The sequence below is a fragment of the Gluconobacter thailandicus F149-1 = NBRC 100600 genome (assembly GCF_000964465.1).
In the GTDB taxonomy this organism is placed as follows: domain Bacteria; phylum Pseudomonadota; class Alphaproteobacteria; order Acetobacterales; family Acetobacteraceae; genus Gluconobacter; species Gluconobacter thailandicus.
On record NZ_BANH01000016.1, the window covers coordinates 1 to 22,143 of the forward strand.

A 22,143-nucleotide genomic window follows, 5' to 3' on the forward strand; every position below is an offset into this window, starting at 1 on the left:
GCTTGAATCACATCAGATCGATTTTCCAAACAGGCTCTAAGAGGTACCAATACCTCCCAAGAACTTGCTGCATTATACTATGATTTCAAAAAACTTAGGGACGTATCTATCGAGAAAATTGATAACGCCACATTAAATACACTCGAATGCGCGCCAGGAAAGTGGCAAATTATTGTTGCTCAACGCGATGTATATGAAAAGATTTTGAAATCAAACTCGGTGAGGCGCGAAGATGTAGCTTCCATGTTGAGGCGTGCACGTGAGGGAACGCTAACGTCGGCATATAAATCAGTTATAGAAACGAAGCTAAAGAAAGAATTTCATTGGCATGTATTTGCGATCGGCGAAGATGATTGGCCGAAATAGATATTGCGCTCACAAAGCAATCGCGGCTCAGTATCGCCACTTTTAGTTCTAAAATACGTCTCTGAATAATTAAACGCAACGATCTATTCGTATTCAAGGGCGATGGAATGCCTAGGCGTTGCACATTCTACTCCAATGCCATGTCTATTTTTGTATTTATGCACTGAAAGCGAACCCTACTCTTCCACTCCAACTCGATCGCGAGAGATCGCGCTGCTCATGTCTGCTATGCAGCAAGCCGTTCATAGGCACATACGCCCGACATGAGGCGTAAGCGGACCTGCTGCTTACGCCCTCGAATCAGACATCCAAGCAATTGTGCAGGTTGCCCGAAAGCCGACATTATTAGGCGGGCTGCGGTAGATCGAGTTTAGGGTACGCCCGACGTGATTGGCGTGCTGAAAGCGCGCGTAGGACATTTTCAAATTCGGGCCGCAAATCTTCACCGTCGAGATCAAGGCCGGCCTGTGCCAGTCCGTCGTCGCCTTCGGTCGCGCGGTCGCCCATCGCCTATTCAGCTACAAAAGCTACATCGTCGTGCCTCACACCACGACGTGCGACGACACAACGCACAAACCTGACTATGTAGCATTTGGGGCGTCGGCCTCGTAGTTTTTAACGCTCGACCTTGAGCTGCCAGATCACGCAGTTGCGACCTTCCCCGGCATTTTTTACGTCAACACGATACTCAATCGCCTGAAGGCGAGCAGACCAAGGTTTCTGAAGCGACTCTTCTGATCCGTACGAAGTATGAAACCGATGGCATCGACTCTCTCTGGAAAATATGGAACAAATAGGGAATGTTTGGAAGGCTCGCCAAATTTCTGCTGATTGCGTCGGCCTTAGCGCCCGTAGGGCTCGTGTACGCGTGGATAGTCTGGCGTAACCAGCAACACGCCATTGCGATTGGTATTGTCGCTGCCTGCGCGATGCTGGTATTGATCTGCGTGTACCTGCTTCGGCAGGCCCGTACCTCTTTGGAACGTTTCCCGCTCAATATTACCAGTGTTGAGCCAGCCGATCGCGAGAATATCGCGTTCATGCTTCTCTATCTCTCTCCGCTATTTACTTCCGAACTTGGGCAGATCAACATCAATCTGCTCATACCAACACTGTTGATATTCACACTTTTGACGGCAACAGGATATAACTATCATTTCAATCCACTGCTCGGCCTAGCCGGCTGGCATTTTTACAAAGTCGAGTCTTCAGAAGGCGTGACCTACGTCCTCATAACACGCAAGCAGCTCAGGAATACGAGCACAATCAATCACGTCGGCCAGTTAACCGAATACATTTTGATCGATCTAGAGGATGCGAATGCCTGTTAATCTGTTGGCCATTTGTCGCTCGGCCCCCGCCTTGATCGTGAAGCGCATCAAAGTAACTGCTGCGGTTCAGAATCAGCTAGAAGGAATTTTTATCCAGCAGGAGCAGATGTTTGTTGGTGGCGTAACTGATGAGGTACCGTTTGATGGTGGATGGAGCCCCGACCCACACGAGCATCTTGTGGCCCAAGTGACGGATGAAGCAGCCGCCATTTTTGCAGCTGCTCAGGGTAACATCGTAGCAATGCCAGAAGTCGATCCAGCGAACTTCGAGGCTGAGAACATCAGAGCGCTGGGTGTCTTAGTGCAACGCCCATCTGGACCACGCCTGCTGTTACAAGAGTTTTCTGCGCGCCAGATGCTTGAGCGTCGGTTTAGTCTAATACTTGATGGCAACACCTTCAATCGACTGGTTCAGCCCGCATTTGCGATTGGAGCCTCTCTAGCGGGCTTCGTAGAAGATGACAAAATCAAGTTCCAGAAATTCAGCCGTATCAAGCTGATTTTTAACCTAACCAGCCTTTATCAGGAAGCGACTGATACTGAGGTTGAAGGCTTCTGTGGTCTTGAATGCATCAGTGTCGGCGACATCGGAAAATTCAAAAACCTCGCTGATCAAAAGATGCGAAAGCTGATCAATGCGATCACTAAGCGAGGTACGCTAAATAATTTTACACCTGCTCAGATTCAGGTCGCAGCGGCCGATGAGAACTTTCAAATTGCGGTCGCAGACGGGAAGATCATCATTCCGTCAATGAAAGCAGAAGCGAAGGCGCTCCTTCATTTCCTTGACAATGGCTTATATCGTGGCCCGCTTGGCGGAGAAATTTTTATTACTAATTCAAAGCGGGCGCTCACACCCACGCCCTAGCAAGCTGAGAAACAATATACACATTGTTCCGTGTGGCCCAGTTTGGCACACTAGCAATGGTGCATCTTAAATAGGGCTACCCCACGCGTCAGTGTCGTGCTCAAGCGCGAGAAATTGCATGAGCAGACATCTGCTGTTGGGAAAACTCAAGCGGAGCGCAGATGTCTACAATTGCTCGATTGCAACTTGGCTGCTTCCGCCTCTTCTCGGATGTCAATGTGCAGCCGGGGGCTTCTCCGAGGCGGACACGGCTCAAAGCTTGCACGAATTGGTAACCGTCAATCCCCGGGCGGTTCAGTCCTTTGAGCCTAAAATGACGGGGGCCTGTGCCGTACGTGGCCTAAAGGCACAGAGCCAGACGTGCTTGTCATTCGATCAATAATGTCAAACTGGCAGACCTTGGTTATGATCGAGGGACAATCGGTGGAAGAGGTCAATTCGAGTTCATTGGACGAACTCATCGTCGCCGGAGTCTGGGCGGGCACGCTTCATTTCATTGTCAGCGCGGGCTCTGTGTCAGCGCCTCCCTGACGCTCAGGTATAGTGCAGATCTGAACGCCTCGTCCTGGTTGTGAAGCTTGTAGAGTTCCAACTCCTCTTTCCGGCGTTTTAGCATGACTTCTTTCATAATTTTTTCAAATGCCAAGTTACGGCTGTAGGGATCAGAATTTTCATCAAATTTCTTCTCGAAATCGGGGTGGGCCTGAACACTTTCAACGATGTTCAGAAACTTGATCCGTTGTTCTTCCGGGGTGGCGCTCCAGCCTTGGAACCAACGTTGGTTGAAGCTGCGGATGATCTCTTCCAACGGGTCTTCCTGCACCTCTCCTTCGCGATAACCGCGGGGAGTGGGGTTCTGTGGATCTAGCTCTGCTTCTGAAGTGTCCAGGCCGATGGTCTGGTTTAGTTTTGTCCGCTCTAGCCCATATGACGAAAGGTCAACGGCCTCGAGAAGATCATCCAACGCATCTTGGTTCGGGTCCTTGATGTTTAACTTCGGGACCAGGAACTTCAGAAACCAGAAGAGCTTCTCCCAAGCCTCCACTTCGAATGGCATGATTGCAGCCATCTGTCCGTAGATCTTCACAAACTGCTTCGCTTTGATCTTGAAGTCGATCTTCTCCTGGTCTTCCAGTTCCAAGCCGGTGTTGAAACGTTCGGCAGCCACGTCAATCAGGGGGCTGAGTTTTTCGGAATCTTCGCCGTCAAAGAACCTTTTGCAGAATTCCTCCACCTCTGACCATTCGTAGACGCCGACATCATCCAAAGATGCTTTCAGCACGTGTAAGACGTTCACGTCCGTCGCCTCAGATAGGGTCGTCACCGTAAAGAACGGGTCGAAGGCAGCCTTGATGTCCTCGGTCGAGTTGAAGAAGTCGAGAACGAACAGATCCTCGGTCCGTTTGCCGAGCTTGGGGGAGGAGCGGTTCAAACGGGACAGGGCCTGGACTGCCAGAACCGACTGCAGCTTTTTGTCGACATACATCGCACAGAGCTTCGGCTGGTCGAAACCGGTGAGATACTTGTTTGCGACGATCAGCAGGCGGAATTCATCCTTGTCAAACTCGCTACGGGTCTTGTCCTCAGGCACGCCATTCATCTCGGTCTCGGTGTACTTAACCCCATCAACCTCCTTCTCGCCCGAGAAGGCGATTAGCGCCTTGAACGGGTTACCGCGTTTGGCAAGCTCTGCCTGTACGGCCTTGTAGTAGCGGATCGCCACCTCGATATTTTGGGTTACGATCATCCCTTTGCCTTTGCCGCGCAATTTCTTGGGGTTGACCACCTTGTCGATGAAATTCTCGACCATGATCTCGGCCTTGGTGTTGATCGTCTGCTGGCTTCGCTCGACATAGGCGCGCAGCTTCTTCTGCGCCTTGGATGTGTCGAACAGGGGATTGTCTTCAATGGACTTCTGGATCTCGTAATAGCCCTTGTAGGTCGTGTAATTCGCCAACACGTCGAGGATGAAGCCCTCCTCGATCGCCTGCTTCATGCTGTACAGGTGGAACGGACGGAAGCGGCCGTCCGGCTGCTGCTCACCGAACTTCTCGAGGGTGATCGCCTTCGGCGTCGCGGTGAAGGCAAAGTAGGACGCATTGTCGCGCATCTTGCGGGCCTGCATGACCGCCACAATCTTGTCCTGCGCGTCATCTTCGTCTGGGTCGCCGCCCATTGCCTGATTCATCTTGTCGCTGGCGATGCCACTCTGGCCGCTGTGCGCCTCGTCGATGATCACTGCGAAACGCTTGTCGCCCAAATCCTCTATGCCGTCGATGACGAAGGGGAACTTCTGAATGGTCGTGATGATGATCTTCTTGCCGTTCTCCAACGCTGCCTTCAGGTCCGACGATTTCAGCGCCGGGGCCACGATATTCTTGACCTCGGAGAAATCCTTGATGTTATCGCGCAGCTGCTTGTCCAGCAGGCGGCGGTCGGTCACGACGATCACGCTGTCGAACAGCGGGGCGTCAAGCGCCCTGGCGCCCGGCAGGTCTAGCTTCGCCGGATGGGTCTCGATCAACTGGTAGGCGGCCCAGGTGATGCTGTTGGATTTTCCCGATCCGGCAGAGTGCTGGATCAGGTATTTATGCCCTACGCCCGTCTGAGCGGTGTGGGACAGCAGCTTTCGGACCACATTCAGCTGGTGATAGCGCGGGAAGATCAGCGTCTTCTTCGCCAGCGGGTCGGTCTTCTTGCCTTCCAGCAGGACGAAATGCTGGATGATCCCGGCAAGGCTCTCCGGTTGCAGAACCTCTTCCCACAGGTAGGCCGTCTTGTGGCCCTTCGGGTTCGGCGGGTTGCCCGCGCCCTCGTTGTGCCCCTTATTGAACGGCAGGAAGGAGGTCGAGGCTCCCGCCAGCTTCGTCGCCATCCAAACCTCGTCGGTGTCGGCGGTCATGTGGACCAGCACGCGGCCAAAGCGCAGCAGGGTCTGGTTTGCATCACGCTCACGGTATTGCTTCTGGCCGTGGTAGCGGGCGGTCTGATGGGTCCAGGCGTTCTTCAGCTCCAGCGTCACCAGCGGCAGCCCGTTCAAAAACACCACCATGTCCACCGATTCATTCGGGTTGGCGGTGCTGTGATGGACCTGCCGCGTCACGCTCCAGATATTGGCGGCGAAGTTGTCGTGGACCTTTTGCGCCGAACTGGCCAGCGGAGCGGGATACATCAGGTGGAAATGCGCGTTGTCGACGGGCAGGCCCTTTTTCAGGACATGCAGCAGGCCTTTGGACTTGATCAGCTTGTCGAGCTGGCCGGTGATCTTGGCCTGCCAGTCGGCGGGGTTGTGCTGCTTGAGCTTGTCGAGGTCTTTGGATTGGGTGGCTTCGAGGAACTCCCAGAACTTCGCACGGTCGAGCGCGAGGGGCGCGTCGAAATCAGAGGGCTGGCCGATACGGAAAGGGCCAGAGGCGATGGCCCCGGCGGCCAGCTCTTCGGATCTCGCGCCGCAAAGCCGTCTCTCGATGGCCTGTTCGAGGGCGATTTCCTTGGTGTTGCTGACCGCGACATTCATGACGTTGCTTTCAAATGAGTTTCTACCCCACCACATCGAGGGGCCGGGCGTTTACAATACCTTGATCTTTCCAGTCACCGCCGCGTTGATCAAGCTCGTCTTGTATTCCCGCAATGCAGTGATTTGGAATTGCTTGAGTGAAGTGGCATGATGGAACTTTGCTGATATATCCGAGGAATACCGGATGATCTCTTCCTGTTCCGCCTTTGGTGGGACGATGGTCAGGCAGTTACGGAAGTCATCCCAGTAGAGACGTTTGCGGAAATCGGTGATGCCCTTCGAGCTCGCGTCCATCTGCCGGATAAATGCTGGAGTCCGGTAGAGCAATTCGAAGTAGTCGGCGACTAAATCGATGACAGGGCGGGCCACGACGTAGGCCGGGCTGACCATGCCGTGAGTGTGAACAGCACCGATGCCGCCTTGCCAGGCACGCATCATGTTGTAGGCGATGTCCCCGGGACGGACTTCTTTGTACGAACTCCTGTCCTCGATCTTGATGATCGAGCGAATGTTCTCTTCTTCTGAAAGCTCTTCCTTGGAAACGCCGCTGTGGATCGAGACGGACAGAACGGGCAATCCAGCATTGCCAGCATTCTTGGTCTCCCGGAAGAGAGCGAAGTTCCGGCGGACCACCCAATGCGCGGGGATCTGGCCGATCCAGTCGATGCCACTGTCTTTCATGGGGGCGTCGGGGTTCAGGCCGCGAGTGACGGCTTCTTGGATCAGGATCTGCCTGCGCTCGGCCAAGAGCCTGATCTGCTCCTCCTTGATCCGCACCGCCTCGTCAATCGTCGCGCATTTCTCATCCAGAAACGCCGCGATGGCCTGGATCTCTTCGACGGGTGGCACGGGAAAGTGAGCGTTCTTCAATTCATCCCAGCCGATTGCGCAACGGTGCGCAAGAATGCCGTTGCCAAGGGACTGCGAGAATGTCTGAAACTGAGGGTGCTGAAAAATCCGCTCGTAGTACCTAATCGATGCTGGACTATTCGCCTTCAAGATTACATAGACTGAACTGCACACGCCTTTGAGGCTCGACACGCCAAACGAGCCAATACCAAAGTTCATGCTGTTCAATACGAAGTCGTCAACGTCGACGAGTTTGCAGCCGCTGAGGTCAGCTGGCATTTTGTTCCCTACGTCACCCTTCTCCGAGTAGGGAATGATCCCCCGATTGGCCATAAGCGACAGATAGTCTTTGTTCTTGCCATCGCCGTTCTTACGACGGCTTTCTGTAAATAGGTTTCTGATAGGCTGGGTCGTCCAGTGCGAAGGAAGCTCTTCGCACCAAGAGATTTTGACATCCTGATAGCTGTCATACTTCGGATATGCCGCGTTGTTCATTGCGCCGGCTCCAGCTTGGTCGCAACCTCAACACCAAGGATATCGGCGATCAGCCCGTCAGCCTTTTCTTCCAGGGCCAGAAGGTCCTGCGTCACTTCTTCAAGGCTGCGCAGCGGCTTGTGGCGGTAGAAATACTTGTTGAAGCTGATCTCGTAGCCGATCTTCACAGAGTCGAGGTTGATCCAGGCTTCTTCCACATGCGGTTTCACCTCGGCCAGGAAGTAGCGGTGGATGTTATCCTTTAGGGCCACGCTTTCGGCATCGCGCAGCTCTGCGGTGCTCTCATAGGTCAGGTAGCTGCTATCCTTCTGCCGGTACCAACCGAAATCGGCCAGATCCTCCGCCGCACAGCCCAGATGCGTGGTCAGCTCCTCAACCTCTGCGCCGGTCAGCTTGTGCTTCTTGGCGATGACCTTCTGGGCGGTCTCGTCGTACCAGCTGACGGCGTTCAGGATGGCGTTCTTCTCAGTCACGCCCAGCTGGATCTTACGCGCCTTGAGCGCGGCGTTAACCGCCTTGCGGAAGACGTTGAAGTCATCGGTCTCCTTAAGGCCCACATCGCCCATGATCTGGGTCGCTGTGGCCAGCAGATCGCGCAGCTTGACCCAGTACTTGGTGTCGAGCAGCTTGGCCTTCGCCTTGGCGTTCAGGGTTAGCCCGGCTTCCTCACACCACGCGATGATCTGCTTGGCCCGCTCCTTCAGAAAGCCCAGCTGATAGACCTGATCGCCGTGTTCGTCGTAGAGCCATTCCATGGGCTCGCGCAGGGACTTGTCAAAGCGCAGGGGGGCGAGGCGTTCAGCGCTGAAACCCGCGCGGCGGCGGTCCGGGCGTTCGATGGTGACTTTGTGATAGCCGAAATCCGCGTTGTCAAAGACCTGCACGGCGATGCCCTCCGGATCGCCCGCCGCGTCGATCTGACGCTCAACAGGAGCGAAGTTCAGGAAGGCCTCGGTGATCTGCTGGATATGTTCGTCCGAGAACTCGCAGTTCTTGTCGCCAAGGTTCTTGCGCAGCTTGCGGAACATGAGGTTGGCGTCAATCAGTTGGACCCGTCCGCGCCGTGCCTCGGGCTTGGCGTTGGACAGGAGCCAGATGTAGGTGGTGATGCCAGTGTTGTAGAACAGGTTATTGGGCAGCTGGATAATGGTATCCAGCATATCATTTTCGATGATAAAGCGGCGGATGTTGGATTCCCCGCTGCCCGCATCCCCAGTGAACAGGCTGGAGCCGTTGTGGACCGACGCGATGCGCGAGCCCAGCGGGCTGGCGCTGGTGGGTTTCATTTTGCTGATCATCTCCATCAGGAACAGCAGCTGGCCATCCGATGAGCGCGGGGTGGCATCCATCGTGTCGACATTGCCCCAGTAGTCGGCCAGCTCGACCTGAAAACGGGGATCAATGACGTCCTTGCCGTCTTTGATGTACTTCACCTCGCTGTTCCAGCTTTTGCCATAGGGCGGGTTGGACAGCATGAAGTCGAAGCGGTTGGCGGAGAATTCATCGGTGGAGAGAGTGGAGCCTACGCGGATGTTTTCAGGGTTATTGCCCTTGATCATCATGTCGGATTTGCAGATCGCGTAGGTTTCGTCGTTGATCTCTTTGCCATAGAGGTAAACGTCCCCGTGGGCATGGAAAGGGCCATCTTCGTCCGTGATATAGTTCTGAGCCTCGGTCAGCATGCCGCCCGACCCACAAGCCGGATCGTAAATCGTCAGGATCCGGGGCAGACGGTCCTTTATCGGGTCGAAAAGCAGGTGCGTCATGAGGTGGATCACCTCGCGCGGGGTGAAGTGAGGAGCGACCCTGTGCAGCATCGTCCTCAGCTCGGTGGATCACCTCGCGCGGGGTGAAGTGTTCCCCTGCTTCTTCGTTGTTCTCTTCGTTAAACTTACGGATCAGTTCCTCAAAGACGTATCCCATACCCAGGTTAGAGAGGCCCGGAAGCGTGTTGCCTTCCGGATCCTCAATGTCATTCGGGGTCAGGTTGACCCAGGGGGAGACGAATTTCTCAATGACGTCCAGAAGCACCTGCTTCTCCGCCATATGACTCATCTGTTCGAACAGGTTGAAGCGACCGATGATCTCTTTGACGTTGTCACTGAAGCCGTCGAGGTAATCCTCAATATTGGCTAGGAGGATCTGCTGGTTGTTGGTGGCGGTGTTGTACAGCTTCTTTAGGGTCCAGTGGCTGGTGTTGAAGAAGACGTAACCAGAGGCATCCTTGAGCGGCTCATCGTCCAACTCCGTCGCGCCAATGTCTTCTTTTTGGTACCGGACCTCTTCCAGAACGGCGTCCTTGGTCGGCTCGAGCAACGTGTCAAGGCGGCGCAGCACAACCATCGGCAGGATCACATCGCGATACTTGCCCCGTACGTACACATCGCGGAGGCAATCGTCGGCAATGCGCCAGATGAAGGAAACAAGGCTGCTGTGGGACGTCTGGTTCAATGTGGGCCTCAAAAGTTGATGCGAGGGCAATAGCCCTTCGACGACTACTCTTAAGGGCTTGGTTCTGCAATCAGCCTTGGGACGGGCTCTGTTGTCAGGTGCTCCGCCTGTTGGGCGTAAAAGAAACCCCACTTAACTTCACGTGGCCCGGGGACGAAGTCGAGGACTGAACTGCACCGAGATCGGCGGTCATGTCTGCTTCCAAGCGCTCGCGACGCGAAGCGGACAGACCGGTTTCCCCCCCCCAAAGCTGACAAACTTCTCCTCCCCAGCGTCCCTCAGAACCTTGAGAGCAGGATATTCCCCCGACTGCGAGCGCGGCGTCCATATCCACAGCGCTGCAGCACCGGAAAGACGTCCTGGGCCCACCGGCCGTGCTCGGTGTCTTCCATGATGAGATGATCGGGCCACAACGTCGCAGGCGCCTCGCGAAAAAATGGCAACAGCGCCCGGTCTTCGTAGCCTTCGATGTCGATCTTCAGAACATGGACGGCCGTCACATCGCAGACCTGCAGAATGTCCAGAAGCGGCCGGATCCGCACCGCAGCACCGTGTCCCGCACCGATCCGCCCCCCACCGAAATCCCCGTTCACCTGCACGAGCTGACCAGAGCCCTCCTGATCGCCCACGGCCGCACGCAAGAGATCGGCCCGCATCCCGTTCAGCCTCATATTCGTGGCCAGCCGCTCGAACAGCATCGGGTTCGGCTCAACGGCGATGACACGGGCTTCTCTCTGGGCGGCATAGAAGGAGAAGAACCCCATATTCGCACCGACATCCACAAACGTCCCACCTTTCGGCAGATGACGCCGCAGCCATGCCAGTTCGCGATGATTGTAGCACGTGCCACACACCGCCGATTTTGAATCTGTCTGGTTGTCCTGCGGATAAAACCGTACTTTCAGTCCGAACAGGGTCGCATCGACAGGACCTGAGGAGCAGTCTCGTTTGAACCGTTCAATAAACGGCCGACGCAGACGACTGTATCCCAACGGCGTGTTGAAGAAGATCTTCCGGATTTTCTTCTGCACGTCCGTCAATGGATAGGCACCAAAAGGAAGCGCACGTGAGAGAGGGTGTCCGTCCAGCACAACGTGCTCGGAAGACAGTTCTGAGTGTTCTGACATAAGAGATGATGACCGTATGGAAGAGAGCAACGGGGCTTCGATGAAGCAAACGGCAGGTTCAGGACGCGCTGTGTCCGATGGACCGCTCCGTCACAGCTTTCCGACCTCGCGGCAGAGCTGGAGCAGACCGCCCATCCGCTGTTGCAGCACGGCGCCCAGCACCATCACGCCCTCCAGCAGGCGCGCGCCTTCCGTATCCGCCCGCAGACTCTCCAGCCGCCCTTTGAGCAGCGCATGCTCGATCTCGATCAGACGCAGCACGTCATGCAGACCGGCATGCAGGTCCTCGAGACCGGCTGGACGGGGTGGTGGCAACAGTGGATCTTCAGGCATGACAATCCCTTGGACAAAAATGTCGGTTTCATGCGAGGATCTGACCATGACGAGTCACGGGCCACGCAACATTTCAATGCCAAGAGATACGGTTTTCCGACTTCCATATCAAGCGGAATATCGTATTCATGCCTCATTTCCGAATGAGGAACTTCTGCGTGCCCCGACATTCCAGGCGAAAGCGTAAACTCATGGACGACCAGATCCGCCTGATGCGCGAGCGCGGCGAGCGCCTCCGCGAAGCGGCGCAGAGTATTGGCATCACCCATGCCGCCAAGGCAGCGGGCGTGCCGTATACGACCCTGAGGGACTACATGAATGGTGGGGAGATGAAGTTCTCCGCTCTTGCCTCACTGGCCCGGGTCTGCGGCGTGTCTCTGGACTGGATCGCCTTTGGCACGGCTGGCGGTTCACCTTCCGGGGCGACAGCGGTCCAGACCACGTCGACCCGTCAGATCGTCGTACCCTGGTATGATCATCATGAAGACGGTCTGCGGATTGGCCGCGACTGGTTGCAGAGCGTCATTCCCCGGGATCTTGCGTCCCTCTGCCTCATCAGCAATGCAGGCGATGCGATGGAGCCGACCCTGTCCTCGGGTGATCTGGTCATCGTGGACCGGAGCGTCACGACCGTGACGGGCAGCGCGCTCTATGCGCTGGAGAGTGGTGGCACTGTTCTGATCCGTCGCCTTGATCCCAAACTCGGTGGCGGGGTCCGGGTGATTGCTGACAATCATCGCTACCCGCCCCAGGACGTTGAAGCTGATCGCCTGGACTGCTTCAAGCTGCTCGGCGAAGTGGTCTGGATCGGCGGCGTGCCTCATCCCTGAGGTGCTCGCGACATACGGGAACCTGCTTTTATAAACAGGCGCACATCCGTATTGACGATGCGCGGGAAATCGTAGATCATTTGGCTTGTTGAGTTCGTCGTGTGTGCAGGGCTGTCCTGTCGCACAGGAACTGCAAGGAGCTGGCGATGATGTCTCTGTCCCGTTGTGTCTTCTGGTCTGCCCCCTGTTCTTGGCTATCAGGGGGCGCCTGACATGGTCGTCTCCCTCCTTCTTGTGCTGATCGTTCTTCTCCTGCTGGTGCTGGCGCTCGGATCTTCGGTCAGGCTGTTCGCCTGGCTGAAGGCCCGCGACGTTCTGTCCCCTGCGGCTCTGATGCTGGGTACGGCGTTGGTGATCCGGGTCGTCTTCCATACCCACTGGGGGAGATAAGCGCTCATGACGTCTTCAACAGACGGTCTGTACAGCGAGGCGACCGAAGCAAAACGCGCGGCCCGTCTGGCTGCCTATCTCGAAGAATACGGAGCTGAGGAAGACGAGACGCGGCTTCTGCTGAGATATGTCTCGTGGTTCGGAGCGGGCGCCTGTCTTTTGTGCGGCATCGCGCTGGCTCTGCCCTGGCATCCGCTCTTTGCATTCATTCTGGGCATGAGCTGTTGGACGGCTCCGCGAGAACCGTTTCTCCGCAAACTGAAAGCCGCTGAAGACCGCCGCAGGCTTCGCGGGCTGGACTGAGACGGTCCGTTCGTTTTTGGCAGGTTGTGGGCTTTTCTCTAATTCTTTATTCAGTAACTGTTTGTAAAATTAACAAAGGATGTCTCATGTCTGTGCGTCTTCTCAGAACTCTTGCCGTCACATTGTCTCTCACCGGACTGGTCGCCCTGACAGGCTGTGCCTCGGAAGGAAACGAAACCATCAAAAACGAGACTGGTGCGTCCATCGATCAGAAGATCCATGATGGCGTGACCACCAAAGAGCAGATCCGGGCCCTGTTCGGAGACCCGCGCGAGAGCACGTTTACCGACAGCGGCCATGAACAGTGGCGCTATGCGTTCACCAACGCCTCGTCTGACGCTGCCAACTTCATTCCGCTCTATGGCGACCTGCATCAGGGCACCCATGGCACGGAAAAGACCCTGACGGTGATTTTCAACGGCGACGTCGTCTGGCACCACACGATGAATGCCTCCGCTGTCAAAACCGGCAGCGGGTTGTTCTGAGCTTTCAGAAGCAAAGTCCCTTCTGCTGTTGAAAGCAGAGGGGATGATTCAGGCCGGGGAAGACCGGAAGGCCTCGTCCGATCCAATGGAATATTGAAAACAGCTCTCTGCTAGAATGGAAATGTAGGTTGATGACTTACTCTTCCAGCATGGCGGGGCCTTGAGGCAGACAGGCCCACTCTGCGGCCTGACCGAAGGGTTCCTCCTCACCAGGCGGTGGAGAGACGACATTGCCTGACAGCACCAGCAGCCGGTTCAGCGGCTCCCACTCAAGAAGTGTTTCAAGCAGCGCGGCTGCGCAGTTCAAACGCAGGAAAGGGCTGTCCTGCGTCAGTTCTGTCATCAGGTCTGTCCGCAGTTCGAGAACGGATTCCTGCAGCCCACACGGCCGTAACCAGGACGCCCGCTGACGCGCAAGCCGGTACAGACAGAGATCATACGGTGGTCGATCCTGCGGTCCACCCAGCACGCGGCGCAGGAAGGACATGTGAAACCCTGCCAGAACAAAGGGTCGCGGGGCATCCACCGGCATCAGGGCCCGGAACAGGGGATCGCTGATGGTCAGGGCAGGCTGACCATGCTCGTCGGGACTTTCTTCCAGATGACCCGAGGAACGCCGGGGCTCACTCAACCAGAGCAGGCTGCGCCCTTCGACAAAGCCGTCCCTTTGCAGCAGCGTGACGGGAGCGCCCGCATAGGGCGCTCCTTTCTGATCCGGCGTGATATCGAGCAGTTTCAGGCGCGTGATGGGCCAGCGCGGCAGCCGGATCGGACCAGGGGTCATGACCCGCCTCCCGCGCGAAGCTGCGCTACCAGGGCGAGGAAACGCTTCTGTAACTGCGCGGGTTCAAGAAGATCGTTGAGATACCAGATCTGGGGCGTAAGGCGCTGCTGCCGGTAGACCTCCAGCCGCCGGTCAAACTGGGCCAGCAGATGCGCTTCCCAGTCATTGCGTGTCACCCGGTCTGCACCGCAGGCGCCTACAACCTCAACGTACCGAACCCGATCCTGAAACCGGATTCCCAGATCCGAGAAGAAGCGTGCCGGTGCCGCGATCTGGATAGGGGGCTCGACGTCCAGTGTAATGTCGGAGGGGGTAACCGGACGCAGGGCTTCCCAGAGGATCCGCTCGGGCGTGGAGTTGAGCTGCGTCCCATCTTCAGCAATTTTCCCTCCTGTCGGCAGATCGTTCCAGCACGCCATGGCCGCTTTGATGACTGCCGCCCAAGCCCAGGTTCCGCAGTCGCCAAGCCGGGTCAGGTGTTGCCCGGCCGGTGTTGGGATATAACGAAACAAGGAGCTGGGCGGCTGAGTGCGCAGACGCAGGCTCAGTTCGCGATAGAGGCGGAGGTCGTCCGGTGTTGGCTCGAAAAATGAGCGCACGTGACGAGGCGCGGTCGCCGCAGCGACCGGGATTTTTGTGAGAAGCATGAAGCATCCAGATTTTCGGGGGAGGAAATGAAAGGCCGGAGTTGTCCGACCTGTCGGTGTCAGGTGTTACAGGCGATACGGGAGGCCGACCTTAGGGCTTTGGCCGGTCCAGAGCGCTTCGATCAGCCGGGCTGCGGCATGAATACGGACCAGGTCGGAAGCCGGATGAACGCCCGAGTAGTCTTCCGCTGCAAACCGGGCCAGAAGAGCTTCGGTCGTGTTCCCAGTTTCCACCAGCTCTGGCGCAAGCTGGTGCATCAGAGCGTCTAAAGTCATGACCTGCGCTGTTTTGGTTGAACAGGGCCCGAGCCAGGTCATCTCCCGTTCCCCGATAAGCAGAACGATATCTGGAAGCAGGCCAGGAGAGAGAAAAACGCCATCTTCAGTGTGCTCCGCTGCACCGACTGGGGACGGCATGGGCTGCTGCAGGATCTGGTCCCGCAAAGCCTGTCTGTTGGCCGGATCCTGATCGGCCTCCTGACAGGGAAACCACAGGCCCAACCGTTCAGCCACGGGCACGGGTTCTGCGCGGGACAGGACAAGATCGTGCAGACAGACGGCAGTCCCGGTCAGCCGGAGCGGAGCGTCCGGGCGATCGCGGGAGGAGACGAGACCCATCAGGCGGACAGCCAGGTCCGTGCGCCGGAAGGACGTCATGTCCGGTCTCCTACGCGGTCCGTCAGCGCCCGATTCAGGGAACGGACCGTCTGCGCCAGAACGATCAGCGTACCTTCAAGCCGCGTGTCGCTGGGAAAGGCTCCCGGCTGTGCGATCACATCGCGCAGGGTGGGAAGAACAACGCCTGCCAGAACGGCGTGGGCGTCGAAAAGCGTGTCGAGTTCGGTGACTAATCTGGTCATTGCGAAAGGCTCCAGAAAGAAGGAAGCCCCAGAGAGAGAACGAGAGAGAAAACCCTCGCTCTGGTCGCACGGCGACCATTCCAGCTCACGCTCCGCGTGAGCCCTCTGGGGGGAGGACCAGCCCGGTCTCCCTTGCGAAGCCAAAAAAACGACAGAACCCCTCTGATCATTTTCAGTGATAAGAGAGGGAGAGAGGCCGAATTCTGCACCGCCGCCCTCCGGGCGGCGCGACCCCGGAACGGGGGCGCGTGCAGGTTAGAATGACGCGTCACAGCGTGATGCGGACGCCCTCGGCAGGGCACGAAAATGAAACGGTTTTAAGGGACTGTTTTAAAAGGGTTTTTGGAGCCTTGCTCCAAAAACCCAGTATCGTGCCATCTTAAGCGATCTGGCAGTACGATTTCATGGCGCATTGCCATGCTTTTGAGCTGCTCATGGAATGGCGACATAGCGCATTGATGACGCGTCACTGAGATTGTGCGGACCGGTATGACGCAATCCGTGACGCGTCATTGGGCTTTTGACGGGCCTTCAGGCATCTGGATCTCCGATTTCAGAGTCTTTCCAGGTGAAGAGCGGGGCGCTGTCAGGATTGGGACGCTGAGGCTTTGCGACCGCCTCACTGGATTGCCCGGCACAGAAGCGTTCCCAGGCAAACATCATCTCGGCACGCCTGTTAAAGAGATCCCCCCGGCGATAGGCCGCCTCGACCTTGTCACCGATGGCATGGGCCAACGCCATTTCGGCGACCTCGCGTGGAAAGTCGGTTTCTTCGGCCGCCCAGTCCCTGAAGCTGGAGCGCAAACCATGGATCGTCACATCCTTCGTGCCTGCGGCCTGATGGAGGGCTTTGGAGACCGCGACATCGCTCAACGGCGAACCGACCCGGCCACCAGGAAAGACGAAACTGTCCTCACCGGAACGGGATCTCAGGGTCTGGACTTTATACAGCAGCGCCATCGCTCCGCTCGTCAGGGGCACACGATGCTCCCGCCCGGCCTTCATTCGCTCGGCCGGGATGGTCCAGATCTTTTTCTTCAGATCGATCTCCGACCACAGGGCCTTTCGGACCTCGCCAGATCGGGTTGCGGTCAGGCAGATGAACCGTGCGGCCAGAGCTCCCACACCATGCTCGGCGCTGAGCCGGCTGTAGACCGGCGGGAGGTCGCGATAGGGCAAGGCGGCATGGTGCACCACCTTCGTGACGGCCGTGGGTTTGGGGAGGATGTTGGCCAGATGCCCCCGCCAGCGGGCCGGGTTCTCACCCTCACGCCAGTGATGGCTCTGCGCATAGTCCAGAATGCGCTCCATCCGTCCACGCAGGCGCGTTGCGGTTTCGGTCGTGTTTTCCCAGATTGGTCGCAGGACAGCGAGCACATCCTCTGTCTGCACGCTGCCAATCGGTCTCGGGCCGAGAACGGGGTAAACATGCCGCTCAAGAGAGCTGCGCCACATGGGCGCCGAGCGCGGATCCTTCCAGCCCGGCGCCTGTTCGGTGATGTACTGCTCGGCAACCTGCGCGAAGGTGCGCTCCTGAACGTCGGGGCCCTTCTGCCGGGCTTTTTCTTCCAGGGGGTCGATTCCCTCCAGAAGCAGGCGCCGGTTCTCGGTCGCCTGGAGCCGGGCATCGGCCAGAGAAATATCCCGGGCGGGACCGAGTCCCATCTCCCGTCTTTTGCCGGTCTTTGGGCTTTTATAGCGGAAGGTCCAGGCCCGGGTGTCGCCCCGGACGGTGATCCATAGATTTCCGCCATCGCCATAGACCCCGTCTTTGAGGGAGGCGACTTTGCGGACAGTCAGCTGGTTCGGCGGAAGCTTGCTCATGGCTTTTCAGTCCCATCTTCCATCCCACCTTACGGGATGGGGTTCAATGCGTCTATCTGCTTCTTTAGGATGGCATGGATTTCTGTAAAGCCATGAAAAACAATGGTTATTGCGCTGATCTGCTTTTCCGTGACGCCCCAGGTCGGCGGACACCCTCTCCGCCAGATCTGGGGGAGCGATTAAGTTGATTATTGTTCAATCGCCTCGCTACAGAATCAGATCCCAGGATAGAGATCTCTCGTTAAAAGACTACCCCTCACGGCTCCCAAGATATGGTGCCAGGGAGTGTGCCAGTCCGGCGGGTGTCATGGTCTGGAGCCATATGCGGCCTGGCCCTGTAAGACGAGCCATGAAAAATCCATCTCCGCCGAAAAGTTTATTCCGGAGACCTGGAATCATGGTGATATCGAATTGAACACTCTCTTCGAACATGCCGACATGTCCGGGATGCACATCAATCTGCTCGCCCGGTGCCAGATCATGCGTGATGACTTCTCCGCCCAGAGAGCACCAGAACCGTCCACTGCCGGAAAGTCTCTGTAGCCGGAACCCGTCCCCGCCAAACACACCGGCCCCCAGATTACGTTGAAAAGCCAGTTCCATCCGTACGTCTTCCGTCCCTGCAATGAAGCCATGCCGGTGCACGAGGTAAGCCTGACCCTGCAGGGTATGTTCAGTGATGTGACCAGGAATTTTCGCAGTAAAGGCGACGAGCCCTGGCTGAGAGGGTGCTGTAAAACGAGTCATGAACAGCCCTCCCCCTGCCAACGCACGGGTGACCACACCAAAAAAGCCACTCTGCCCTGCCCCACCCGTGACAGTTTGCATCACCACATGAGAGCTTTTCCAGGCAAACTCTCCTGTTTCGGCAAGAATGCTTTCTCGGGGTTCCAGAAGAATACGGAGCACCGGCATGACGGTACCGCTAATATCACTTTGCATAAAAAAAACTCCGCCCGATATACTTGGACGGAGTCTAATCAATCTTCGCAGAAGAAACAGGCTTCAAAGCGAATCATCACCCGAAACCTGCGTCTTTCAGAAAATCACCGGTGTCCGGCAGACCGTACACCACCACGACGGCCAGCGGATCCACGAGTTGATGGAGGCGGTCCTGGACGACGACGGCCACCGCCACCATTTCCACCGCCGCGCTGCCCGCCACCACCACGTCCACCACCGAGAACGGGTGGCCGCATTGTGGAATTCTGGGCTGCATCGGAGTGATACGGATGATCGGTCACGACCGGAATGGCCTTGTCGATCTTCTTTTCAATATCCTTCAGCCACGCACGCTGTTCGGCATCGCACAGCGACACGGCCCATCCGTCACGTCCTGCACGAGCCGTACGGCCAATACGATGAACGTAGGATTCAGGAACATTCGGCAGATCGTAGTTAAAGACGTGAGATACGTCGTCAACGTCGATACCACGTGCAGCAATATCCGTAGCAACAAGCACCTTGACCGTGCCGGTACGGAAACCCGACATGGCACGCTCACGGGCACCCTGTGACTTGTTACCGTGAATGGCCTCAGCGGTAATACCGTTCTTGTTAAGGAACTCCGCAACCTTGTTCGCTTCATGCTTCATCAGCGTGAAAACGACGGCGCGCACAACATTTGAGCTCTCAACGAGCATCAATGTCGCGTCTTTCTTCTTCTCCGACTCAACGAACATCACAGCCTGCCGGATCCGATCCACCGTGCTGGACTCAGGCGTAACCTGAACCGTCGCAGGATTGCTCAGCAGGGAATGCGCCAGATCACTGATGGACTGCGGCATCGTTGCGGAGAACAGAACCGTCTGACGACGTGCCGGCAGAAGCGCCATGATGCGACGGATGTCACGGACGAAGCCCATGTCCAGCATCCGGTCGGCTTCATCAAGCACCAGCACTTCGAGAGCCGACAGGTCAATATAACCCTGCCCCACCAAGTCCAGCAGTCGGCCCGGCGCTGCAACCAGCACATCAACGCCACGGCGCGTCGCTTCAATCTGACGCCCCTGCCCCACGCCACCGAAGACAACGGCATGAGACAGCTTCATGTGACGGGCATAAGCCCCGAAGCTTTCGTCAATCTGGGAAGCGAGCTCACGTGTCGGAGCCAGCACAAGCACACGGACCGTCTTCGGTGCCGGGGGACGGCGGTTGCGCAGAAGATAGTCGAGGATCGGCAGGGCGAAAGCCGCTGTCTTTCCAGTACCTGTCTGCGCCAGACCAAGAAGATCACGCCCTTCAAGCAGGTAAGGAATTGCACCGGCCTGAATGGGGGTCGGTGTCGTATATCCTTCTTCGGCAAGTGCCTTCTGGATTGGTTCGGCAAGATTGAGCTCTGCGAAACTGGTCATGGACCCCTCCTGAGGGATAACAAGGCCTGGCTCGCACAGCCCGGGTCGTACTTTTGGAGCACGAAAGGACGCCTGCTTTGAGCCTAGAGTTGATGAGAGACGTTCCTCGGCTGATTTCAGACCGCATCACGACCGGGCCACCAGCCATAGAGACCGGCTAACCATGGCCACTTCATTTTTCCCGTAAGATCATGAAGCCTGATACCTGATCGCCAAAAATAACCAGCCTGACGAAGAAACCGTCAGCATCTCCCCGCGTTAATGACGGGAATATCTGCGGATTGATGTAGGGCACGTTCCCCCCTGCCGCAAGAGAAACGCATACCGGATTCACAAAAAATCATTATTATTTCACGCGTTTTGCAAAACCGTGAATCATAGGCGACAGAAAAATGCAGCGGGAGAAAAGAACGTTCTCCAGACCTGCCAAAACGGAACGCACCTTCTTCAGATGAAGCTTACCCTCGACTGAGAAGAAAAAGAGCCTGCTCACCAAACAGATTGGCAAATCGGATTGATCGCCTCCATGGTGCTTTCAATCCGTCTTCATCAACAGCAAGCCACTGCTGCACAACATAACCGTCTTCTTCACAAAGAGCGAGAAAATCCCTGATCGTGCAGGGATGAATATTCGGCGTGGAATACCAGGGCGTGCTCCAGACAGATGTCATGGGCATACGCCCTGTCGTCAGAAGCTGAAGCCGCAGACGCCAATGACCGAAATTCGGGAAAGAAATAATTGCATGACGTCCGATGCGAAGCATCTGCCGCAGAACTTCCCGAGGGCGCTCCACAGCCTGCAATGTTCTTTGAAGAACAACATAATCAAAAGCATCATCGGGATAATGAGCAAGATCGTGATCAGCATCCCCATGCATAACCGGCAGCCCGTGGGCGACCGACTGGGTAACGCTCTGCATGTCGATTTCGATACCGCGGGCATCACAGCCACGGGTGCGGTACAGATAGTCAATCAGGGTGCCGTCGCCACTACCAACATCCAGAACCCTTGCCTTCGCAGGAATCATCTCTGCGATCAGTTGCTGATCAACGCGCATCAGAGTGCCTCCACCTTGGCAAGGCCAGCATGCTCGGCTGCACCATTCAGAAAACCGCGAACCGTTCGATCCAGATCAGGCTCATCAAGCAGGAAAGCATCGTGCCCACGATCACTTTCGATCTCCACAAACGAGACGTTTGCTCCGGCCTTGTTCAGGGCACGAACCAGAAGACGGGACTGAGATGTCGGGAAAAGCCAGTCGGAACTGAAGGACACGACACAGAAACGCGTCTCACATTTTCCAAATGGCGCTGACAGATCGCCGTCATGCTCGGCAGCCAGATCAAAATAATCCATGGCTCGCGTGATGGTCAGATAAGAGTTTGCGTCAAACCGCCGCACGAATGTCGATCCCTGATGACGCAGGTAACTCTCGACTTCGAACATTTCACCAAAGAGGGACGGACTGCTCGCCGCCGGAACAGCCGTGGCGGCTTCCTTGCGAACCCGACGCCCGAATTTTCGACTGAGCGCTTCTTCAGACAGGTAGGTGATATGCGCCATCATGCGCGCAACCCCCAAGCCACGGGCCGGAATGGCGCCAAAATCGCGATAATGGCCATCATGCCAGTGAGGGTCGGCAAAAATCGCCTGACGGCTGACTTCGTTGAACGCAATATTCTGCGCGGAATGAAAGGGCGACGTCGCGATGGGAAGTGCTGCGAAAACCCGCTCTGGATAATCCGCGACCCATGTCAGCGCCTGCATACCCCCCATTGATCCGCCGACCACCGCAAACAGGCGGTTAATTCCCAGATAATCCACCAAACGAACCTGAGACGCCACGATGTCGTGCATTGTGATGGGAGGGAACTCACTGTCCCACGCCTTCCCCGTCTGGGCACAGATCGATCGAGGGCCCGTCGAGCCCATACATCCACCCAACACATTCGGGCAGATCACGAAGAAGCGGTCCGTATCAATGGGCAGACCCGGACCAACCATGCGGCTCCACCAGCCAGGCTTTCCCGTCAGGGGGTTGGGTTCTGCAAGATACTGGTCGCCCGTTAGCGCATGGCAGACGAGAATGGCGTTATCGCGCGCAGCAGACAGCGTGCCGTACGTACAGTAAGCAACTTCCAGGGGAGCCAGATGCGCACCGCATTCCAGCGCCATCCCCTCTTCCAGACACATGGTTTGATGCGTGTAGACAGGACCTTCCTCAACGGAAGGAGACACACTGCGATCCATCAGTTTCCACCTCGAATGCCGTCCGGGGCGGACGGTATGACATTGTCCCGGCGACACAGCAAATTTCTTTCTTTATTG

Annotated in this window: 20 protein-coding genes and 1 pseudogene; 6 read left to right on the forward strand and 15 right to left on the reverse strand. The window is 56.7% G+C overall.

Annotated elements, in window-relative coordinates; all coding sequences use genetic code 11:
• Positions 1-1,166 precede the first annotated feature (1,166 nt).
• Entirely contained in the window at positions 1,167-1,697 is a 531-nt protein-coding gene (locus B7444_RS05190) for a hypothetical protein (RefSeq protein ID WP_035729070.1), read from the forward strand.
• Complete coding sequence (locus B7444_RS05195; protein WP_146911369.1) at positions 1,687-2,565, forward strand: DUF4868 domain-containing protein; 879 nt, start codon at positions 1,687-1,689, stop codon at positions 2,563-2,565. Before B7444_RS05190 ends, B7444_RS05195 begins: the two co-directional genes overlap by 11 nt.
• A gap of 499 nt (positions 2,566-3,064) precedes the next feature.
• Here the strand turns inward: B7444_RS05195 and B7444_RS05200 are convergent, their stop codons facing one another.
• The 6 genes and pseudogenes from B7444_RS05200 to B7444_RS05220 form a co-directional block, all read right to left on the reverse strand.
• Positions 3,065-6,082 (reverse strand): type I restriction endonuclease subunit R, encoded by a 3,018-nt coding sequence (locus B7444_RS05200; protein ID WP_035729081.1) that lies wholly within the window; start codon positions 6,080-6,082, stop codon positions 3,065-3,067.
• A gap of 51 nt (positions 6,083-6,133) precedes the next feature.
• Positions 6,134-7,426 carry a restriction endonuclease subunit S gene (locus B7444_RS05205; RefSeq protein WP_007284182.1) on the reverse strand — a complete coding sequence of 431 codons (1,293 nt, stop codon included), beginning with the start codon at positions 7,424-7,426 and terminating at the stop codon, positions 6,134-6,136.
• The gene (locus B7444_RS05210; protein ID WP_306301487.1) at positions 7,423-9,243 is read right to left on the reverse strand and encodes an HsdM family class I SAM-dependent methyltransferase; all 1,821 of its coding nucleotides are present in this window, start codon (positions 9,241-9,243) and stop codon (positions 7,423-7,425) included. The genes B7444_RS05205 and B7444_RS05210 overlap by 4 nt, the downstream gene beginning before the upstream one ends.
• A 247-nt stretch (positions 9,244-9,490) precedes the next feature.
• Positions 9,491-10,009, reverse strand: a pseudogene (locus B7444_RS17405) (type I restriction-modification system subunit M N-terminal domain-containing protein); the annotation flags it as partial.
• A 146-nt stretch (positions 10,010-10,155) separates the two neighbouring features.
• Positions 10,156-11,004: an FkbM family methyltransferase gene (locus B7444_RS05215; RefSeq protein ID WP_007284185.1), complete on the reverse strand. Its 849-nt coding sequence runs from the start codon at positions 11,002-11,004 to the stop codon at positions 10,156-10,158.
• A 90-nt stretch (positions 11,005-11,094) separates the two neighbouring features.
• Positions 11,095-11,337 carry a hypothetical protein gene (locus tag B7444_RS05220; RefSeq protein WP_007284186.1) on the reverse strand — a complete coding sequence of 81 codons (243 nt, stop codon included), beginning with the start codon at positions 11,335-11,337 and terminating at the stop codon, positions 11,095-11,097.
• A 191-nt stretch (positions 11,338-11,528) separates the two neighbouring features.
• Between B7444_RS05220 and B7444_RS05230 the strand changes: the two genes are divergently transcribed.
• The 4 genes from B7444_RS05230 (at position 11,529) to B7444_RS05245 (ending at position 13,345) form a co-directional block, all read left to right on the forward strand.
• Complete coding sequence (locus B7444_RS05230) at positions 11,529-12,167, forward strand: LexA family transcriptional regulator (RefSeq protein WP_007284188.1); 639 nt, start codon at positions 11,529-11,531, stop codon at positions 12,165-12,167.
• 213 nt (positions 12,168-12,380) lie between these two features.
• Positions 12,381-12,557 carry a hypothetical protein gene (locus B7444_RS05235; protein WP_231502757.1) on the forward strand — a complete coding sequence of 59 codons (177 nt, stop codon included), beginning with the start codon at positions 12,381-12,383 and terminating at the stop codon, positions 12,555-12,557.
• A 6-nt stretch (positions 12,558-12,563) separates the two neighbouring features.
• Positions 12,564-12,860 (forward strand): hypothetical protein, encoded by a 297-nt coding sequence (locus tag B7444_RS05240; protein WP_007284191.1) that lies wholly within the window; start codon positions 12,564-12,566, stop codon positions 12,858-12,860.
• 86 nt (positions 12,861-12,946) lie between these two features.
• Positions 12,947-13,345, forward strand: coding sequence for an outer membrane protein assembly factor BamE (locus tag B7444_RS05245; protein WP_007284192.1), 399 nt, complete (start codon positions 12,947-12,949; stop codon positions 13,343-13,345).
• A gap of 136 nt (positions 13,346-13,481) precedes the next feature.
• On the opposite strand, the gene B7444_RS05250 is transcribed toward B7444_RS05245, so the two are convergent.
• From B7444_RS05250 to metX, 9 genes are all read right to left on the reverse strand, one after another.
• Positions 13,482-14,129: a hypothetical protein gene (locus tag B7444_RS05250; RefSeq protein ID WP_007284194.1), complete on the reverse strand. Its 648-nt coding sequence runs from the start codon at positions 14,127-14,129 to the stop codon at positions 13,482-13,484.
• Entirely contained in the window at positions 14,126-14,776 is a 651-nt protein-coding gene (locus tag B7444_RS05255; RefSeq protein WP_007284195.1) for a hypothetical protein, read from the reverse strand. Before B7444_RS05255 ends, B7444_RS05250 begins: the two co-directional genes overlap by 4 nt.
• A 66-nt stretch (positions 14,777-14,842) precedes the next feature.
• Positions 14,843-15,433 (reverse strand): hypothetical protein, encoded by a 591-nt coding sequence (locus tag B7444_RS05260; RefSeq protein WP_007284196.1) that lies wholly within the window; start codon positions 15,431-15,433, stop codon positions 14,843-14,845.
• On the reverse strand, positions 15,430-15,636 hold the full coding sequence (locus B7444_RS05265; protein ID WP_007284197.1) for a hypothetical protein: 207 nt from the start codon (positions 15,634-15,636) through the stop codon (positions 15,430-15,432). Before B7444_RS05265 ends, B7444_RS05260 begins: the two co-directional genes overlap by 4 nt.
• A 531-nt stretch (positions 15,637-16,167) precedes the next feature.
• Complete coding sequence (locus B7444_RS05270; RefSeq protein ID WP_007284198.1) at positions 16,168-17,460, reverse strand: tyrosine-type recombinase/integrase; 1,293 nt, start codon at positions 17,458-17,460, stop codon at positions 16,168-16,170.
• 249 nt (positions 17,461-17,709) lie between these two features.
• On the reverse strand, positions 17,710-18,402 hold the full coding sequence (locus B7444_RS05275; protein ID WP_231502759.1) for a TIGR00266 family protein: 693 nt from the start codon (positions 18,400-18,402) through the stop codon (positions 17,710-17,712).
• Positions 18,403-18,506: 104 nt separating this feature from the next.
• The gene (locus B7444_RS05280) at positions 18,507-19,814 is read right to left on the reverse strand and encodes a DEAD/DEAH box helicase (protein WP_007284201.1); all 1,308 of its coding nucleotides are present in this window, start codon (positions 19,812-19,814) and stop codon (positions 18,507-18,509) included.
• Positions 19,815-20,272: 458 nt separating this feature from the next.
• Positions 20,273-20,872: a methionine biosynthesis protein MetW gene (gene metW / locus B7444_RS05290; protein WP_007284204.1), complete on the reverse strand. Its 600-nt coding sequence runs from the start codon at positions 20,870-20,872 to the stop codon at positions 20,273-20,275.
• A complete protein-coding gene (gene metX / locus B7444_RS05295; RefSeq protein ID WP_007284205.1) occupies positions 20,872-22,065 on the reverse strand; it encodes a homoserine O-acetyltransferase MetX in 1,194 nt (397 codons plus the stop codon). The genes metW and metX overlap by 1 nt, the downstream gene beginning before the upstream one ends.
• Positions 22,066-22,143 lie beyond the last annotated feature (78 nt).

Coding starts and splice junctions, on each gene's coding strand:
- B7444_RS05190 (WP_035729070.1), top strand. CDS start 1,167: ATGTTTGGAAGGCTCGCCAAATTTCTGCTGATTGCGTCGGCCTTAGCG.
- B7444_RS05195 (WP_146911369.1), top strand. CDS start 1,687: ATGCCTGTTAATCTGTTGGCCATTTGTCGCTCGGCCCCCGCCTTGATC.
- B7444_RS05200 (WP_035729081.1), bottom strand. CDS start 6,082: ATGAATGTCGCGGTCAGCAACACCAAGGAAATCGCCCTCGAACAGGCC.
- B7444_RS05205 (WP_007284182.1), bottom strand. CDS start 7,426: ATGAACAACGCGGCATATCCGAAGTATGACAGCTATCAGGATGTCAAA.
- B7444_RS05210 (WP_306301487.1), bottom strand. CDS start 9,243: ATGCTGCACAGGGTCGCTCCTCACTTCACCCCGCGCGAGGTGATCCAC.
- B7444_RS05215 (WP_007284185.1), bottom strand. CDS start 11,004: ATGTCAGAACACTCAGAACTGTCTTCCGAGCACGTTGTGCTGGACGGA.
- B7444_RS05220 (WP_007284186.1), bottom strand. CDS start 11,337: ATGCCTGAAGATCCACTGTTGCCACCACCCCGTCCAGCCGGTCTCGAG.
- B7444_RS05230 (WP_007284188.1), top strand. CDS start 11,529: ATGGACGACCAGATCCGCCTGATGCGCGAGCGCGGCGAGCGCCTCCGC.
- B7444_RS05235 (WP_231502757.1), top strand. CDS start 12,381: ATGGTCGTCTCCCTCCTTCTTGTGCTGATCGTTCTTCTCCTGCTGGTG.
- B7444_RS05240 (WP_007284191.1), top strand. CDS start 12,564: ATGACGTCTTCAACAGACGGTCTGTACAGCGAGGCGACCGAAGCAAAA.
- B7444_RS05245 (WP_007284192.1), top strand. CDS start 12,947: ATGTCTGTGCGTCTTCTCAGAACTCTTGCCGTCACATTGTCTCTCACC.
- B7444_RS05250 (WP_007284194.1), bottom strand. CDS start 14,129: ATGACCCCTGGTCCGATCCGGCTGCCGCGCTGGCCCATCACGCGCCTG.
- B7444_RS05255 (WP_007284195.1), bottom strand. CDS start 14,776: ATGCTTCTCACAAAAATCCCGGTCGCTGCGGCGACCGCGCCTCGTCAC.
- B7444_RS05260 (WP_007284196.1), bottom strand. CDS start 15,433: ATGACGTCCTTCCGGCGCACGGACCTGGCTGTCCGCCTGATGGGTCTC.
- B7444_RS05265 (WP_007284197.1), bottom strand. CDS start 15,636: ATGACCAGATTAGTCACCGAACTCGACACGCTTTTCGACGCCCACGCC.
- B7444_RS05270 (WP_007284198.1), bottom strand. CDS start 17,460: ATGAGCAAGCTTCCGCCGAACCAGCTGACTGTCCGCAAAGTCGCCTCC.
- B7444_RS05275 (WP_231502759.1), bottom strand. CDS start 18,402: ATGCAAAGTGATATTAGCGGTACCGTCATGCCGGTGCTCCGTATTCTT.
- B7444_RS05280 (WP_007284201.1), bottom strand. CDS start 19,814: ATGACCAGTTTCGCAGAGCTCAATCTTGCCGAACCAATCCAGAAGGCA.
- metW (WP_007284204.1), bottom strand. CDS start 20,872: ATGCGCGTTGATCAGCAACTGATCGCAGAGATGATTCCTGCGAAGGCA.
- metX (WP_007284205.1), bottom strand. CDS start 22,065: ATGGATCGCAGTGTGTCTCCTTCCGTTGAGGAAGGTCCTGTCTACACG.